This window comes from Tessaracoccus zhenghani, assembly GCF_055326325.1.
This window is the reverse complement of record NZ_JBUZNQ010000001.1, coordinates 1-16,530: the sequence shown is the minus strand read 5'-3', so window position 1 is coordinate 16,530 and position 16,530 is coordinate 1. Positions and strand designations below refer to the sequence as shown.

Annotated in this window: 15 protein-coding genes; 8 read left to right on the top strand and 7 right to left on the bottom strand. The window is 68.4% G+C overall.

Annotation, left to right across the window (positions count from 1 at the left end; translation table 11 throughout):
- Positions 1-32: 32 nt before the first annotated feature.
- The 6 genes from whiA (at position 33) to ACZK4S_RS00050 (ending at position 5,079) form a co-directional block, all read left to right on the top strand.
- Entirely contained in the window at positions 33-1,013 is a 981-nt protein-coding gene (gene whiA, locus ACZK4S_RS00075) for a DNA-binding protein WhiA (RefSeq protein WP_076058361.1), read from the top strand.
- A 113-nt stretch (positions 1,014-1,126) separates the two neighbouring features.
- Positions 1,127-2,122: a type I glyceraldehyde-3-phosphate dehydrogenase gene (gene gap, locus ACZK4S_RS00070; protein WP_076058364.1), complete on the top strand. Its 996-nt coding sequence runs from the start codon at positions 1,127-1,129 to the stop codon at positions 2,120-2,122.
- Between the two features lie 105 nt (positions 2,123-2,227).
- A complete protein-coding gene (locus ACZK4S_RS00065; protein WP_076058366.1) occupies positions 2,228-3,442 on the top strand; it encodes a phosphoglycerate kinase in 1,215 nt (404 codons plus the stop codon).
- The gene (gene tpiA, locus ACZK4S_RS00060; RefSeq protein ID WP_076058369.1) at positions 3,442-4,221 is read left to right on the top strand and encodes a triose-phosphate isomerase; all 780 of its coding nucleotides are present in this window, start codon (positions 3,442-3,444) and stop codon (positions 4,219-4,221) included. Before ACZK4S_RS00065 ends, tpiA begins: the two co-directional genes overlap by 1 nt.
- Positions 4,222-4,335: 114 nt before the next feature.
- Positions 4,336-4,665, top strand: a complete 330-nt coding sequence (secG, locus tag ACZK4S_RS00055) for a preprotein translocase subunit SecG (RefSeq protein ID WP_369819244.1) — start codon at positions 4,336-4,338, stop codon at positions 4,663-4,665.
- A gap of 57 nt (positions 4,666-4,722) precedes the next feature.
- Positions 4,723-5,079 carry an RNA polymerase-binding protein RbpA gene (locus ACZK4S_RS00050; protein WP_076058374.1) on the top strand — a complete coding sequence of 119 codons (357 nt, stop codon included), beginning with the start codon at positions 4,723-4,725 and terminating at the stop codon, positions 5,077-5,079.
- Between the two features lie 24 nt (positions 5,080-5,103).
- Here the strand turns inward: ACZK4S_RS00050 and pgl are convergent, their stop codons facing one another.
- Genes pgl through zwf form a run of 3 tightly spaced genes read right to left on the bottom strand, consistent with a single transcriptional unit; the run spans position 5,104 to position 8,293 of the window.
- On the bottom strand, positions 5,104-5,838 hold the full coding sequence (gene pgl / locus ACZK4S_RS00045) for a 6-phosphogluconolactonase (protein ID WP_076058377.1): 735 nt from the start codon (positions 5,836-5,838) through the stop codon (positions 5,104-5,106).
- Positions 5,839-6,744 carry a glucose-6-phosphate dehydrogenase assembly protein OpcA gene (locus ACZK4S_RS00040; RefSeq protein WP_076058379.1) on the bottom strand — a complete coding sequence of 302 codons (906 nt, stop codon included), beginning with the start codon at positions 6,742-6,744 and terminating at the stop codon, positions 5,839-5,841.
- A 16-nt stretch (positions 6,745-6,760) separates the two neighbouring features.
- Positions 6,761-8,293 carry a glucose-6-phosphate dehydrogenase gene (gene zwf, locus ACZK4S_RS00035; protein ID WP_076059403.1) on the bottom strand — a complete coding sequence of 511 codons (1,533 nt, stop codon included), beginning with the start codon at positions 8,291-8,293 and terminating at the stop codon, positions 6,761-6,763.
- A 131-nt stretch (positions 8,294-8,424) separates the two neighbouring features.
- On the opposite strand from zwf, the gene ACZK4S_RS00030 reads away from it, so the two are divergent.
- Positions 8,425-9,357, top strand: coding sequence for a heme o synthase (locus ACZK4S_RS00030; RefSeq protein ID WP_076058381.1), 933 nt, complete (start codon positions 8,425-8,427; stop codon positions 9,355-9,357).
- Between the two features lie 18 nt (positions 9,358-9,375).
- Here ACZK4S_RS00030 and ACZK4S_RS00025 read toward each other — a convergent pair whose 3' ends face one another.
- On the bottom strand, positions 9,376-11,424 hold the full coding sequence (locus tag ACZK4S_RS00025) for a S9 family peptidase (RefSeq protein WP_076058384.1): 2,049 nt from the start codon (positions 11,422-11,424) through the stop codon (positions 9,376-9,378).
- A 41-nt stretch (positions 11,425-11,465) separates the two neighbouring features.
- Here ACZK4S_RS00025 and ACZK4S_RS00020 point away from each other — a divergent pair, with 41 nt between their 5' ends.
- Positions 11,466-12,794, top strand: a complete 1,329-nt coding sequence (locus ACZK4S_RS00020; RefSeq protein WP_076058385.1) for a DUF4921 family protein — start codon at positions 11,466-11,468, stop codon at positions 12,792-12,794.
- Positions 12,795-12,941: 147 nt separating this feature from the next.
- On the opposite strand, the gene ACZK4S_RS00015 is transcribed toward ACZK4S_RS00020, so the two are convergent.
- The 3 genes from ACZK4S_RS00015 to ACZK4S_RS00005 form a co-directional block, all read right to left on the bottom strand.
- On the bottom strand, positions 12,942-13,517 hold the full coding sequence (locus ACZK4S_RS00015; RefSeq protein ID WP_463643011.1) for a DinB family protein: 576 nt from the start codon (positions 13,515-13,517) through the stop codon (positions 12,942-12,944).
- A gap of 11 nt (positions 13,518-13,528) precedes the next feature.
- Complete coding sequence (locus ACZK4S_RS00010; protein WP_463643010.1) at positions 13,529-15,520, bottom strand: M3 family metallopeptidase; 1,992 nt, start codon at positions 15,518-15,520, stop codon at positions 13,529-13,531.
- A 29-nt stretch (positions 15,521-15,549) separates the two neighbouring features.
- Positions 15,550-16,453 (bottom strand): IS5 family transposase gene (locus ACZK4S_RS00005; protein ID WP_463643408.1). Its coding sequence is split into 2 segments (ribosomal slippage): positions 15,550-16,132 and positions 16,131-16,453, totalling 906 coding nucleotides; the frame shifts between segments, so codons are not numbered across the junction.
- Positions 16,454-16,530 lie beyond the last annotated feature (77 nt).

Here is a 16,530-nt window from a genome sequence, read left to right as displayed (position 1 = left end):
CATGCCCGTCCGCATATGGCAGACTTCGCCCCATGGCTCTGACGCAGAAGGTGAAGGCCGAACTGGCCTCCGTCGTCGCGCCCCATCCGTCTGTGCGACGGGCCGAGGTGGCGGCGATGTTGCGCTTCGCCGGCGGCCTCCACCTGGTGGGTGGCCGCATCGTCGTGGAGGCGGAACTCGACACCGGGGGAGCGGCCCGGCGGCTGCGCAGCTTCATCAGCGACCTCTACACCATCGACACAGACCTGCTCGTGATCAACGCCTCCGGCGTGCGCCGCGGCCCCCGGTACTCGGTGCGCGCGGTGCAGGGCGGCGAACAACTGGCCCGCATGACGGGGCTGGTGGACCAGCACCGCCGGCCCGTGCGCGGCCTGCCTCCCATCGTCGTCGGCGGTTCCGCGGCCGACGCCGTGGCCGTGTGGCGCGGCGCGTTCCTGGCGCGTGGCTCGTTGACGGAGCCGGGCCGCTCGATGTCGCTGGAGATCACGTGCCCCGGCTCTGAAGCGGCCCTCGCCCTCGTCGGCGCGGCCCGCCGCCTGGGCATCGCCGTCAAGTCCCGGGAGGTGCGCGGGGTGGAGCGGGTGGTCATCCGCGACGGCGACTCCATCGCGGAACTGCTGACCCGCATGGGGGCACCTGAGACGCGGATCCTCTGGGAGGAACGCCGCCGCCGCCGCGAGGTGCGCGCCTCGGTGAACCGGCTGGCCAACTTCGACGACGCCAACCTGCGCCGCTCGGCCCGGGCCGCCGTCGCCGCCAGCGCCCGCGTGGAGCGCGCCATGGAGATCCTCGGCGACGAGGTGCCCGAACATCTGCGCGAAGCCGGCAACCTGCGGCTCCAGCACCGCCAGGCCAGCCTCGAGGAACTGGGCCAGCTGCACGAACCGCCGCTGACCAAGGACGCCATCGCTGGACGCATCCGACGCCTCCTCGCCACGGCGGACAAGGTGGCGGAAGAACGTGGGATTCCCACGACGGAGGCCAGCCTCCCGGCAGACCTCCAGGACGGCTGAGGTTACGCTCACTAAAACGACCCCACTCTTGCTCGAGATGCTCAAGTCGTTAGGATGAGGATGTCCATCCGCGCATCCGTGCGCTCGGTAGCTCGAAAGGGATCGAATTCCTCATGACCGTAAAGGTTGCAATCAACGGCTTCGGCCGCATCGGCCGTAACTTCTACCGCGCGCTCGTCGCTGCGGGGGCCGACATCGACGTGGTTGCCGTCAACGACCTGACCGACAACAAGACCCTCGCCCATCTGCTCAAGTACGACTCGATCCTGGGCCGTTTCCCCGGCGAGGTCAGCTACGACGATGACGCCCTGACCGTCGACGGCAAGGAGATCAAGGCGTTCGCGGAGAAGGATCCCGCCGCCCTGCCGTGGAAGGACCTCGGCGTCGACATCGTCATCGAGTCCACCGGCTTCTTCACCGACGCCACCAAGGCCCAGGCCCACATCCAGGCCGGCGCCAAGAAGGTCCTCATCTCGGCTCCCGCCAAGAATGAGGACATCACCATCGTCATGGGCGTCAACGACGAGCTGTACGACACCGAGAAGCACAACATCATCTCGAACGCGTCGTGCACCACCAACTGCCTCGCCCCCATGGCCAAGGCGCTCAACGACGGCATCGGCATCGTCAAGGGCCTCATGACCACCATCCACGCCTACACGCAGGACCAGAACCTGCAGGACGGCCCCCACAAGGACCTGCGTCGCTCGCGCGCCGCGGCCCTGAACATGGTGCCCACCACCACCGGTGCCGCCAAGGCCGTTTCGCTCGTGCTGCCCGAGCTCAAGGGCAAGCTCGACGGCTACGCCATGCGCGTGCCCACTCCCACGGGTTCCGCCACCGACCTCACCTTCGAGGCGTCCCGCGAGACCTCCGTCGAGGAGATCAACGAGATCATCAAGAAGGCCGCCGACGGCAAGGTCCTCGTCTACACCGAAGACGAGATCGTCTCCAAGGACATCGAGACCGATCCCGCCTCCTGCGTCTTCGATGCCAAGCTCACCAAGGTCATCGGCAACCAGGTCAAGGTTCTCGGCTGGTACGACAACGAGTGGGGCTACTCCAACCGTCTCGTCGACCTGACCGTCCTGGTCGGCTCGAAGCTCTGATCAACACCACCACCCACGTGGTCTGAGACAACGGCCCTGTGGCCCCGCCCGGGGCCACAGGGCCGTTGTCGCCGAAGAAGACATCTGAGAAGAAAGAGGACCGAAGTGAAGTCCGTTGCTGAGCTGGGCGATCTGTCCGGCAAGCGGGTACTCATCCGCTGCGATTTCAACGTCCCGCTGGACGCCGACAAGAACATCACCGACGACGGCCGCATCCGCGCCGCGCTGCCCACGCTGAGCGCCCTGCGCGACGCCGGCGCCCGCGTCGTCATCATGGCCCACCTCGGCCGTCCGAAGGGCGAGGCCAACCCCAAGTACTCCCTGGCCCCCGTCGCGGCCCGCCTCGCCGAGCTGCTCGGCTCCGAGGTCAAGCTGGCCACCGACGTGGTCGGCGAATCCGCCCAGGCCACCGTCGCCTCGCTGGCAGACGGCGACGTCGCCCTGCTGGAGAACGTCCGCTACGAGCCGGCCGAGGAGTCCAAGGACGAGGCCGCCCGCAAGGCGCTGGCCGAGAAGTACGCCGCGTTCGGCGACCTCTTCGTCTCCGACGGCTTCGGCGTCGTGCACCGTAAGCAGGCCTCGGTCTACGACGTGGCCTCGCTGCTGCCCAACGCCGCCGGTTCGCTGGTCGCCAAGGAGGTCGGCGTCCTCAAGCAGCTGACCGAGAGCCCCGAGCGGCCCTATGTCGTCGTGCTGGGTGGCGCCAAGGTCGCCGACAAGCTCCAGGTCATCGACAACCTGCTGAAGGTCGCAGACACGCTGGTCATCGGTGGCGGCATGCTGTTCACCTTCCTCAAGGCGCAGGGCATGAACATCGGCTCCTCGCTGCTCGACGAGGACAACCTGCAGACCTGCCGCGACTACCTCGCGCAGGCTGAGGCCGCCGGCAAGACGATCCTGCTGCCGGTCGATGTCCGCGTCGCCGACGGCATGGATTTCGACGCCCGCGAAGCCAAGGGCGAGGTGGAGGTCGTCGCTGCCGACGCCATCCCCGCAGGCAAGATGGGCCTCGACATCGGCCCCGAGAGCGAGGTGCTGTTCGCCGAGGCGATCAGGGGCGCCAAGACGGTGTTCTGGAACGGCCCCATGGGCGTGTTCGAGATCCCGGCTTTCGCCCAGGGCACCGCTGCGGTCGCCAAGGCCCTCACCGAAGTCGACGGCCTCTCCGTCGTCGGCGGCGGTGACTCCGCGGCCGCCGTGCGCGTCCTCGGCCACGCTGACGACGAGTTCGGCCACATCTCGACGGGCGGCGGCGCCTCCCTCGAGTTCCTGGAGGGCAAGGAACTGCCCGGTATCGCTGTTCTGGAAGGGGACAACTGATGACACGCAAGCCCATCATGGCCGGCAACTGGAAGATGAACGTCGACCACATCGAGGCCACCGGCCTGGTTGAGAAGCTGCACTACACGCTCGTCGACAAGGAATGGGATCCGGAGAAGTCCGACGCGGTGCTCTGCGTCCCCTTCACGGACCTGCGCACGGTGCGCACCCTCATCGACGGTGACCGCCTGAAGTTCGGCCTCGGTGCCCAGAACGTCTCGCAGCACGACAACGGCGCCTACACCGGTGAGATCTCGACGGCCATGCTGTCGAAGCTCGGCGTGCAGTACGTCATCGTCGGCCACTCCGAGCGCCGCGAGTACTACGGCGAGGACGACGCCCTCATCAACGCCAAGGCCGCTAAGGTCCTGGCCGCGGGCATGACCCCCATCGTCTGCGTGGGCGAGGGCCTCGACATCCGCAAGGCGGGGGAGCACGTCGAGTACACCCTCAACCAGGTGCGTGGCACGCTGGCCGGCCTGACGGCCGAGCAGGTCGCCGGCCTCGTGATCGCCTATGAGCCAGTCTGGGCCATCGGCACCGGCGAGGTCGCCACCCCGGAGAACGCCCAGGAGGTGTGTGGCGCCATCCGCAAGGAGGTCGCCGAGCTGTACGACGGACCCACCGCCGAGTCGGTGCGCATCCAGTACGGCGGCTCCGTCAAGTCCGGCAACGTGGCTCAGATCATGAGCCAGCCGGACATCGACGGCGCCCTGGTCGGCGGCGCGAGCCTCCAGCCCGAGGAGTTCGCGGCCATCGTCCGCTTCTACCAGTTCTGATCGCTGGCCGGGCGCTCACCTGACCCCGTCAGGAGGGCATGCCCACCTGAGACCCCCATCGTCCGGGCATGCTGCCCGGGCTTTGGGGGGTTTCTCCTTTCGGAGCAACCATGCGTGGCGAAAGTGCTCACCACAGGGGTACCGGATGTGGATTATCCGGCGCTGTCGGTTAGGCTGTACCGCGTGATTGTCCCCTTGGTTTCATGGCCCATTACCACGCTGTCAGTGATCGTCGTGATCCTCAGCATCCTCCTTGCGGCCACCGTTCTGCTCCACAAAGGCCGTGGCGGCGGAATGTCAGATCTGTTCGGCGGCGGCATGTCGACCTCCATGGGTGGCGTGTCCACCGCTGAGCGTCGTCTTGACCGGATCACGGTGGTGCTCGCCGTCGTGTGGCTGTTGACGATCGTCGGTCTCCTGGTGCTGTATCGCATCGGCGCCTGATCACTCATCCTCATACCCTTTTCAATCCATCACTTCTCGTAGTAGGAGAACAGCAAAGTGGCAGGTGGCAACGCCATTCGCGGCAGCCGTGTAGGCGCCGGTCCCATGGGCGAGGCAGAACGGGGCGAAGCAGCGCCCCGTATGCACGTTTCGTACTTCTGCGCCAGTGGTCACGTGACCACGCCGGCGTTTGCAGCCGAAGCCCAGATTCCTGAGTCGTGGGACTGCCCGCGCTGCGGCCTCCCGGCCAACATGGATGCGGAGAATCCTCCTCCGCCTCCGAAGATCATTCCCTACAAGACCCACCTCGCGTATGTGAAGGAGCGTCGCACCGACGCCGAAGCAGCGCAGATCCTCGAAGAGGCGATCTCCGCACTGCGGGCCCGCCGCGCCGCGGGTGAGGTCATCTACTGAGCGGACACCGCTGAGGAGGTGGCCTCAGAAGGTGCAGGTGTGCTGGGCCGGGAGACCGGCCGAGGCACCCGCATCGAGGAACCACAGAGTTGCATTCCGGCCGCGCACATGCGCGGCCGGAATGCTTTCATCGCCGTCGAGCGAACGCTGCACCGCGTCCGCCTTGGCCTCGCCAGTGGCCATGATCCACATCTCCGCGCCCCGGTTGAGGGTGGGGATGGTGAGGGAGATGCGTTCCGACGGCGCCATGGGGCTGTCCTCAACCCCGATCACGGCGCGGCTCGTCGTCGGGTCGAAACTGGGGTGGCCGGGGAAGATCGACGCGACGTGGCCGTCGTTGCCGATGCCGAGCAGGGTGATGTCGAAGCGGGTGTCGCCCAACTCCTCCTCGTACTCCGCCGCTGACTCCTGGCTGTCCTTGCGGCCGTCCTTGGCCGCCATCATGTGGGTGTCGGCGGAAGTGATCGAGACGGTGCGGGCCAGTCTGCTGATGGCCTGGAGCGAGTTGCGGGCCGGGTCTGTGGTGGGCACGAAGTGCTCGTTGCCCCACCACAACTGGAGTTTCGAGGCATCCAGGGCTGAACCGTCGGCCAGTTCAGCGAACTGCTCATACATGGCGTTGGCCGCGTTGCCCCCCGTCAGGCAGAGGTGCACCGTGTCCTGCGTGCGTTGCAGCTCGATGATCTTGGCCAGCAACTGTGCCGCGACCACCCGGCTCACGTCCGCCGCCGTCTCCAGCCGGACCACCCGCGTGTACATCTAGCTCGCCTCCGAATCCTTGACCACCCGTTGGACCGCTGCCTCGAAGATGTCGTCGGCGTCCATCCGCTGGAGTTCCTCAGTGATGAGGTCGGTCAGCGGACGACGGCGCAGCGCGACGGTGCGGTCCGGCTCGCCGGGCACGCGGTAGTGGGCGGCACCCTCGCGGACGCGGCTGAGGACGATGTCGCCCTTCTCCGTGTTGAGCACGACCTCGTTGACGCCCGGGTGGTCACCGTCGACGCGGTGGACGTCAACGCCGAGGCGCTCGCTCAGCCAGGCCGCGAGCAGCGTGGCAGGTGCGTTGTCCGGCGCGGAACGCACGCAGGCGCCGGTCACGACGGACCGGGTCTGGTCCAGGGAAGCGGTCAGGAGCGCGCGCCACCGGGTGAGGCGCGTCCAGGTGAGGTCCGTGTCGCCGTCGGCGTGGTTGCGGGCGCGACGCACCAGGGCCTGCTGCGGATCAGGATCTCCGGCGGCGTCGGTGATGCGGCGGTCTGCCAGGGAACCGATGGGATCCTCCGCCAAGTGGTCCGGCGCCGTGTTGGGCCACCACACGATGGTGGGGGAGTCCGGCAAGAGCAGCGGCAGGCAGATGGAGTCGCCGTGTTCGCGGAGCGAGCCGTGCAGGCGCAGGATCAGAAGGTCGCCGGGGTGCCCCTCACCCACCTGGATCTCGGCGTCCAGGAACGGCTCGTCACCGTCGACGTAGGTCACGACGATGACCCGCGAGGGGTGCGCGGTGGCCGAGGCCTGCGCGGCGCGGAGCACCTCGTCGAAGTGGTCGTCGTCTGTGACCACGATCAGGGTCAGCACGAGGCCGGAGGCGCTGCCCACTGTGCGGCGCGCGTTGATCAGGGCGGCCGCGATGTCGCGGGCCGAGGTATCAGTCAGGTCGATGATCATGAGTTCTCTGTCTCCCTTACGGCCGACGCCACTTGAAGCCGTCACGGGCCAGCATCTCGTGCCCCGACTCGGGGCCCCAGGTGCCGGACTCGTACTGTTCGGGCTGCCCGTCCAGGGACGCCCAGTATTCGATGACCGGATCCAGGATCTGCCAGCTCAGCTCCACTTCCTCCTGTTGCGGGAAGAGCGGCGGGTCGCCCAGGAGGACGTCGAGGATGAGGCGCTCGTAGGCCTCCGGGGAGGATTCGGTGAAGGAACCGCCGTAGCCGAAGTCCATCGAGACCTCACGGATCTCCATCTGGGTGCCCGGCACCTTGGCGCCGAAGCGCAGCGTGACGCCCTCGTCCGGCTGGATCCGCATGACCAGCGCGTTGGTGCCCAGTTCCTCGGTGTCCGTGGCGGTGAACGGCAGGTGCGGCGCACGCTTGAAGCTGAGCGCCACCTCGGTCACGCGGCGGGGCATCCGCTTGGCGGTGCGGAGGTAGAACGGCACCCCGGCCCACCGTCGGTTGTCGATGTCGACACGGATGGCCGCGTAGGTCTCCGTGGCGGAGCCCTCCGCCACACCGTCCTCCTGCAGGTAACCGATGACCTGCTTGCCGCCCTGCCAGCCGGCCGCGTACTGGCCGCGGGCGGTGTGGAGGTCGTAGCGCTGCGGCACGCGGGCGGCGGCGAGCACCTTCTTCTTCTCGGTGCGCAACTGCGAGGCCTCGAAGCTGGTGGGTTCCTCCATGGCGGTGAGCGCCAGGAGTTGGAGGAGGTGGTTCTGCATGACGTCGCGGGCGATGCCGATGCCGTCGAAGTAGCCGGCGCGGCCACCGATGCCGATGTCCTCGGCCATCGTGATCTCCACATGGCTGACGTAGTGGTTGTTCCAGATGGGCTCGAACATCTGGTTCGCGAAGCGCAGCGCCAACATGTTCTGGACGGTTTCCTTGCCCAGGTAGTGGTCGATGCGGAAGACCTCGTGCGGCTGGAACAGCGAACTGACCACCGCGTCGAGTTCCTTGGCGGAGGCCAGGTCGTGGCCGAAGGGCTTCTCGATGACCACGCGGTTCCAGTTGTCGTCCGCGACGCGCTCCGTCAGGCCGTGCTTGCGCAGCATCGTCATGACCGGCTCGAAGCCCGACGGGGGGATGGACAGGTAGAACGCGTGGTTGCCACCGGTGCCCCGGGTGGTGTCCAGTTCGCGGATGGTTGCCCCGAGGCGCTCGAACGAGGCGTCGTCGTTGAAGGAACCGGAGACGAACCGGATGCCCTCCAGGAGTTGTTCCCAGACCTCTTCGCGGAACGGGGTGCGGGCATTCTCCTTCACCGCGTCGTGCACCACCTGGGCGAAATCCTGGTTCGCCCAGTCGCGGCGCGCGAAGCCCACCAGCGCGAAACCGGGCGGCAACAGGCCGCGGTTGGCCAGGTCGTAGACGGCGGGCATCAGCTTCTTGCGCGACAGGTCACCCGTCACACCGAAGATGACCAGGACGCAGGGTCCGGCGATGCGAGGCAGGCGGCGGTCCTGGGGATCGCGCAGGGGATTGGTGTAGGCGTTCATCGGGACCAACACTAGACGCACCCGGCGGGGTGGGGAAGCAATCGCTCGTCCGCTGGCCGGGCACCGGGAATCATCGCTTAGGTGCCCGGCGGGCGGGCGGGTAGACTGCTTCGGAAATCGCGAAGACGAGAATCGGGGTGCGTGTGGCGGTCCAGGCTCAGGCCCAGCCTACGGAGGCTCGCTTCGGCGACGTCATACGGGCCTATGTGGCACTGACGAAACCCCGGATCATCGAGTTGCTGCTCGTGACGACCGTGCCCGCCATGTTCCTGGCAGCTGGTGGGCTGCCCCCGTGGGAACTGATCCTCTGGACGATGATCGGCGGCATGTTCGCCGCAGCCTCGGCCAACACCTTCAACTGTGTGATCGACGCCGACATCGACGAGATCATGCGCCGCACCCGCCGTCGTCCCGTGCCGCGCCACCAGATCTCCACGCGCAACGCTCTCGTCTTCGGCATCGTGCTGGGCGTGCTGGCCACGCTGGTGCTGGGCTTCGGCGCCAACTGGCTCTCCGCCATCCTCGCGCTGGTGGCGAACGCCTTCTATGTCTTCGTCTACACCATGTGGCTCAAGCGCCGCACCTCCCAGAACATCGTCTGGGGCGGTATCGCCGGCTGCTTTCCGCCACTCATCGGCTGGACCGCCGTGACCGGTTCCGTTGCGTGGGCACCGTTCATCCTGTTCGGCGTGGTGTTCCTCTGGACCCCGCCCCACACGTGGGCGTTGGCGTTCCGGTACAAGGATGATTACGCCGCGGCCGACGTGCCCATGCTCCCCGTGGTGCGCACCGCACCGCAGGTGGGGGCCCAGATCTTCTGGTACTCCGTGGCCACCGTCGTGATGTCGCTGCTCCTGTGGCCGGTGACGCCCACGGGATGGCTGTACCCGGCCGTCGCGCTGGTCACCGGCCTGATCTTCCTGTGGGAGGCGCTCCAGCTGTGGCGCCGCGCCCGGGCGGGCATGGAGGGGGCGCAGCTCAAGGCGATGAAGCTCTTCCACTACTCCAACACCTATCTCGCGATCCTCTTCCTCGCCGTCGCGATCGACCCGCTGCTCTTCTGACGGCGTGCCCGGGGGCCCTCACAGGTTCTCCACGGCCCCCATCGCGCGCCCCTCGCGTCGTGCGGCCACGAACTCCAGCACCGTGTCGTACCAGACCTTGGCGTGCTGGGGCGTGAGGATCCAGTGGTTCTCGTTCGGGAAGTACAGGAACCGGTGCGGCAGGTCCGCGGGGTCGCCGTCGAAGGCGCTCGCCAGGGCCCACCAGAGCGCGAGTCCTTCGCCGATCGGGACGCGGTAGTCCTTGTCCCCATGGATGACCAGCATGGGCGTCGTGATCTGCGCGGCGAACTGGTGGGGCGAGAACTTCGCCTGCATCTCCGGCGTCATCTCACGCTTCCAGTACCAGGCGGCGTCGGTCGTGGGCCCGAAGTTGCCGAGGTTCCAGAGCGACGCATGACTGACGATCGCCGTGAACCGGTCGGTCTGGGTGGCGATCCAGTTGGCCATGTAGCCACCGAACGAGCCGCCCATCATCACCGAGGCATCGCTGCGGATGTCGTCGCGGGCCTCGGCCGCGTCGGTCAGCGCCATCACGTCTGTGAAGGGTTCGGCGCCCCACCGACCCCAGCCCCGCTGGATGTAGCTCTGGCCGTAGCCGGTCGACAGGGCAGGGTCGGGCAGCAACACCGCCTGCCCCCTCGAGACGAGCAGCCAGGGGCACCAGCGCCAGGACCAGGAGTTCCACGAATTCAGCGGGCCGCCGTGCACCCACAGCGTGAGCGGGGCGGGCTGGCCCGCCGAAGCGCCCTCGGGGAGGATGAGCCAGCCGGGGACGCGAGTGCCGTCGGACGCCTCCGTCTCGACGCGCTCGAGGCGGCCGGGGAGCGGCGGGTACTCGACGGGGGCACGCAGCACTGTGGCGGTGCCAGAGGCGGCCTCGACCGCGACGATCTCGCCCGGGCTCGCGTACGAGGCCCGGAGGGCGTACAGCGTGGTGCCGTCAGGGCTGCGCAGCACTGACGAGTGGGAGCCGTCGCCGGTGAGCCGGCGCACCTCGCCGGAGGCGACGTCGATGGCGAAGATCGGGCAGGTGCCGTCGTCGTCCGCGGTCGCGTACAGGGTGCGGCCGTCAGGCGAGAAGGCGACGGGGGTGGCCCACCGGTCCCAGCCGCTGGCGACCTCGTGTCCCTCGCCGGATGCGACGTCGATCAGCCACAGGGTGGGCCGCGGAGCGCGCTCAGCGGTGGAGCGCGCCGTGCGAACGCAGGCGACGGTGGCGCCGTCGTCGGTGAAGATGGGGCTGCCGTACTCGTGCCCGTCGTCGGCGGCCAGGGTGCGGCGCTGGCCGCTGGCCACGTCGATCAGCTCGAGCTGCGACATGGTCTCGCCCGCGGGCCGTGGCACGCCCCAGACGACGGCGAGCGCGGCGCCGTCGCGGGAGAGCACGGCATCCCGCACCGAGCGGCCGACGTCACCGGTCAGATCGCGCAGGCCTTCCAAGGAGCGGTCTCCGTCGCCGCCGACGGTGGCGGCCTTCAGCCGCGTCGTCTCGGGGCCGAGGTCCTTATCCCAGAAGCGCACGGGGTAGCCGTCGTGCAGGATCGCCGAGATCTTCCTCTTGCCGCGCGCCTCACGCTTGGCCGCGTCGGCCTCCTCGTCCTCAACTCCCGCGTGCATCAGCACTCCGAGCACGACGGTGTCGGACAACGGGCTGGTGAGGACGTCGCCCCAGCCGCCGTCGCGACGGGCGAGCACGTAGGCCTCGCCACCGTCGGCAGGCAGGCACCACAGGGCGGTCGTCGACTTCTTCGGCTCGTCCTCGCCGACGGCCGGTACGTCGCGCTTGGAGGTGAACAGCAGGGACCCGTCGGGCAGGAAACCTGCGGCGGACTCGCCCTGCACAGAGCGCGTGTAGCGGGTGGCGGCCCGCTCGCCGTGCGGGTCCACGCGCCACAGGGCGCTGGCGTATCCCGTCCTGTCTGCGGTGACTCCCTGGACCGAGCACACCAGGGTCTCGCCGTCGGGGCTGAGCCTGAGGGCGCCGAGGCGGGGCAGCGACACGTAGGCGTCGAGATCGAACCAGGGGGAAGCGTGCTCCTCGGTGGCGGGATGCGAGAGGTCTGTCATGACTTCCACCTTGCCACGCCTGCCGCGGCTAATGTCGGAACATGGCACCGCTCGTGCGCGAACCCGAGTACATCACCGAACTGCGCGACGGGACGGTCAAGCAGCTCAACCCGTTCACGGGCACCGAGGTGTGGACCGTACCCGGCCGGGGGGACCGGCCGCTCGGCCTCATCGCTCCCCATCCGCTGCCCATCCGCGACGACGAGCGCGGCCGCCACTGCCCCTTCTGCGAGCAGCGCTACATGGAGACCCCGCCCGAGAAGTCCCGGGTCGTCCGTCGCGACGACGGTTCCTGGGCGACCCTCTACCGCACGCCGGCTGAAGAGCTGTTCACCACCGTCGCGGAGTTCCGGAGGGTGCCGAACCTCTTCGAGATCCTGAGCTACGACTACTGGCACAAGAACTACGGGTTCGAGTTGCCGGCCCCGGTCGCCGAGCGGCGGGAGGCATATCTGGCATCGCCGGCGGGGCTCGACCACGTGATGCGGGTGACGGAGGCGAAGCTTTACGCCCGTGGCCTGACCGACGCGGAGGTGGCCGCACTCAGCCACGAGGAGAAGCTGCAGACCGCGTCAGGCTTCTTCGGCGGGGGCCACGACCTGGTCATCGCCCGGCGACACTTCGTCGATGCGGCCGCCGACGACTCGGAGTTGGCCGCCTCAGGCACGCTCACCCCGGAGGAGCATGCGCAGTTCATCGCCTACACCGTCGAGTGCACGCGGATGGCGTTCGAGGTCAACCGGTACGCCCGCTACGTGGCGGTGTTCCAGAACTGGCTGAGACCTGCCGGCGCCTCGTTCGACCACCTCCACAAGCAGCTTGTCTCCATCGACGACCGCGGCCACCAGCAGGAGGCGGAACTGGTCAGGCTGCGCGAGAACCCCAACATTTTCAACGACGCGGCCGCCAACTACGCCGCGCGGCGCAACCTGATCATCGCGGAGAACGAGCACGCCGTCGCGTTCGCCGGGTTCGGCCACCGGTACCCGACGGTTGAGATCTATTCCCGGTCACAGCACTCGGACCCCTGGGAACAGCACCCGGACGAGATCAGGGGGATGTCCGACCTGATCCACGCCATGCATGCGGCCACCGGGGCCCGGGTGCCCTCGAATGAGGAGTGGCACTACCGGCCCATCGACGTGAACCTGGCCATGCCGTGGCGGGTCATGCTGAAGTGGCGCGTGTCGACGCTTGCCGGGTTCGAGGGCGCCACGAAGATCTACCTGAACACCCTCAGCCCCGCCACGATCCGCGACCGGGTGGTCTCGGAGCTCTACCCGCTACGGGAGAGGGGACTGATCGCGGCCGACCTGAGGATCGCGACGGAGGCCTCCTGCTTCCCGAACCCGCTGCGCTATTCCCGGTGACAGGGGTGTCGCGGCCACGGGCTGGCTGATTGTCCGCGGCCATGCTGCAGGGAGCGCACTGGGCGTTCCTGGGGGTGGGTGCGGTGTGGACGGCTGCGGTGATCGCCGGCTTCTTCCTCCGCACACCGGAGGAAGAAACCCACGAGGTCACTGCTGGCTGAGGCCCTCGGCGATGCCGGTGAGCCGCAGGACGTGGGTGTCCCAGCCGCCGTCCGGCTCCCACATGTTGGTGTTCTGCGCCAGCACGCCGAGCCGGCCGTCGATCCCCTCGCGGAGGATGTCGGCGTGGCCGGCGTGGCGTGCGATGTCGCCGAGCACATGCGCGAGGAGGAACCCCAGCGTGGTGTCGCCGCGCTCGCCCCACCATTCGACCCTCCCGGGCGCGTCGAGGTCCAGCTCGTCGATCGCCTGGTCGACCTCGACCGCCACCGCCCGGTACAGCTCGATGAGGTCGTCGGCGCGCTCATCCCCGGTGGCGTACATGTCGGCGTTCGGATCCTGCTCGAAGTCGATCTCCGGGAGCCTGAGCTCGGACGCTCGCCCCATGCTGGTCACGAAATAGCCGTGCTCGACAGCCAGGCAGTGCTTGATCAGCCCCAACAGGTTGGTGCCGGTGGGGGTGCGGGGCAGGCGCAGGTCGCGCTCGTCCAGTCCCTCCGCCTTCCACAGGAGCGCCTCACGCTGCAGACGAAGCTGCCGGTGCAGTGCGGCCTTGATATCCATGCCGGAGCCTCTCAGATCGTCAGTCCGAGGCGGGCGAGCAGTGGCGCGAGTTCCGGGTCGCGCCCGCGGAAGCTCCGGTAGGTCTCCATCGGATCGACGGAGCCGCCGGGAGCCAGCAACGTGCGGCGGAAGTGTTCGCCGGCCTGGCGCAGCGTCATGGCCGGGGAATCGCCCTCGGTGTTCTCCGTGAACCAGCCCACCGCGTCGGCGTCCATCACCTTCGCCCACGCGTAGCCGTAGTAGCTGGCCGCGTAGCCGCCGCCCCAGATGTGGGCGAAGTACTGCGTGCGGTAGCGCGGGGGAACCAGCTCGTTGACAAGACCGTACTTCTCGAGGGCGCGGCGCTCGAAGCCCTCCACGTCGTCTGCCGACGTGGGCAGTTCCTCCAGCGGGGTGGTGTGCCAGACCAGGTCGAGTAGCGAGGCGAGCTCCGTCTCGGCGGTGGCGTAGCCCTGGCCGAACGCGGAGGCCTCTTCCAGCTTGGTGATCCACTCGGCGGGCAGCACCCGGCCAGGGGTCCAGGCCCAGTGTTCGTTGACCTGGCTGGGGAACTCGACGAAGTCGCGCGGGGTGTTGGCGCCCGAGCGTCCCGCGTAGCGGGAACTGGCCAACAGGCCGTGCAGCGCGTGGCCGAACTCGTGGAACATGGTGATCACGTCGTCCCAGGAGATGGCCGTGGTCGTCGGGGTGTAGTTGCAGTTGTTCGTCACCACCGGCAGATCGCCGGTGCGGTCCGACTGGTCCACGAGGTTGCTCATCCAGGCGCCGCCGTTCTTCGTGGGGCGGGCCCAGAAGTCCATCACGAACAGGCCGATGATGCCCTCGTCGTCGTGCACCTCGTAGGTCCGGGTGCCGGGAACGTGTCCGCCCAGGTCCTCGCGCAGCGTGAAGGTGAGTCCGTAGAGTTCCTCGGCCGCCGCGTAGACGGCCTTGAGCACCTTGTCCACCTGCAGGTATTCGCCCAACTCGGCCTCGTCGAAGGCGAAGCGCTCGCGGCGGATGATCGCCTCCACGAAGGTCCAGTCGGCAGCCGTGAACTCGGCCCCCGGACTCAGCTCGGCGTACCGCTCGCGGAGGTCCCTGCTCTCCTCGACGGCCTTGGCCAGAGCGGCCTGGGCCAGGGGCACGAGCATCTCCAGGATGGCGTCGACCGTCTTGGCGGTACCGGCCTCGGCGACGATCGCCGCGTGGTTCGGGTACCCGAGGAGTGTGGCGCGCTCAGCGCGGAGGCGGGCGATCTCGACGACGACCTCACGGGTGTCGAACTCGCCGGACAGGGCGCGGGTGGTGGAAGCCTCCAGCAGCCGACGGCGCACGCCGGCGTCGGCGAGCTTGGCGGCCAGCGGCTGTTGGGTCGTGTTCACCAACTCGATCCGGTATCCGTCGTCGGTTTTCAGCGCTGCCTTCTCGTCCTCGGTGAGCCCCGTGAGTTCCGCTTCGGTCACGGCGAAACCGCCGGCGACGCGGGCCTCGCGGTTCAGGGTCTCGAAGCGGCTGGACAGCTCCGCGAGCCGCTTGTTCATCGCACGGAGGCGCGTCTGTTCGTCGTCGGTGAGCGCGACACCGGCGCGGCGGAAGGAGCGCAGCAGTTCGTCGAGCGCGTAGCGGTCCTGGGCGTCAGCCTCGGTCTCGCCGTTGGCGATCCGGGCCTCGAGGGACTGTAGGCGGGCGTAGAGGTGACGATCGAGGTAGATGGCGTCGCTGTGCTCGGCGAGGCGCGGCGCGATCTCCTCCTCGATGGCGATCATCTCGTCGGTGGCGTCGGACGCGTAGACCGCGAAGAAGGCGTTCATCGCCCGGAGCAGCACGTCCTGGGCAGCATCCCATTCGGCCAGCAGGTTCTCGACGGTGGCGGGTGAACCGTCACTGCGCAGCTTGGCCAGTGCGCCCAGTTGGGTGCGCATGCCCTCCTCGATGGCCACGTGGTAGTCGCGGGGGGTGGCGTTGGCGAAATCGGGCAGCGAGAAGGGCAGTTCGGTGGTGAGCACGGGGTTGATCGACATGGCCTACAGCCTAGGCGCCTCCCCGCGCGCTAGGACGTGTCTCCCAATAGCCGTTGCCAGGTCAGGATGGCGCTGAGGGTGACGCCGGCGCGGTAGGTGATGGCGAGTTTGTCGTACCGGGTCGCGATGCCGCGCCACTGCTTGGCGAGAGCGAAGAATCGCTCGACGACGTTGCGGCCCCTGTAGGCGTCGGCGTCGAGCCCGGGCGGTCTGCCGCCGTTGCTGCCGCGCCGTTTCCGTGCGGCGGCCTGATCGCGCTTGTCGGGAATGACGGCCTTGATCCCGCGGCGGCGCAGCTCGCTGCGGATCACGCCGGTCGCGTAGGCACGGTCTGCGATCACCGCATCAGGGCGGGTGCGCGGGCGTCCCGCGCCCGCCCGCGGGACGTGGATCTGCGCGAGCACCTCGGCAAGCATCGCGCCATCGTTGCGCTGACCGCCGGTGACGATCATCGCCAACGGCCGCCCGTGGCCGTCGACGGCCTGGTGGATCTTCGTCGTCAGTCCGCCGCGGGAGCGGCCGATACCGTGCCCCGGCGGTTCAACCTCCTGCCAGGGCAGATTCCTGTAATTCGATCCTGCCCCCTGTGTCCTGCTCCGGGCGGGTCGTGTTCGTCGCGTGCTGATGCGCACGCGCGATCGTCGCGTCCACCGACACCGCCCAGTCGATCTTCCCCGCCGCATCCGCCTCAGCGAGGATCCGCGTCAGCACCCGATCCCAGGTGCCGTCGCCGGCGTAACGACGGTGCCGCTTCCATACCGTCTGCCACGGACCGAACTCGTCGCGAGGCAGATCACGCCACGGGATCCCCGTGCGGAACCGGTACGCGATCCCCTCCACGACCCGACGGTTGTCGCCGAACGGGTGACCGCGGCGCCCCTCATTCGAGGGAAGCAGCGGCTCGATCCGCTCCCACTGCTCATCCGTGAACACCCGATACCGCGAACCCGTCGACCTCACCCGACCAGACTGCCGCGAGCCTCACTCAACATATGGGAGACACGCCCTAG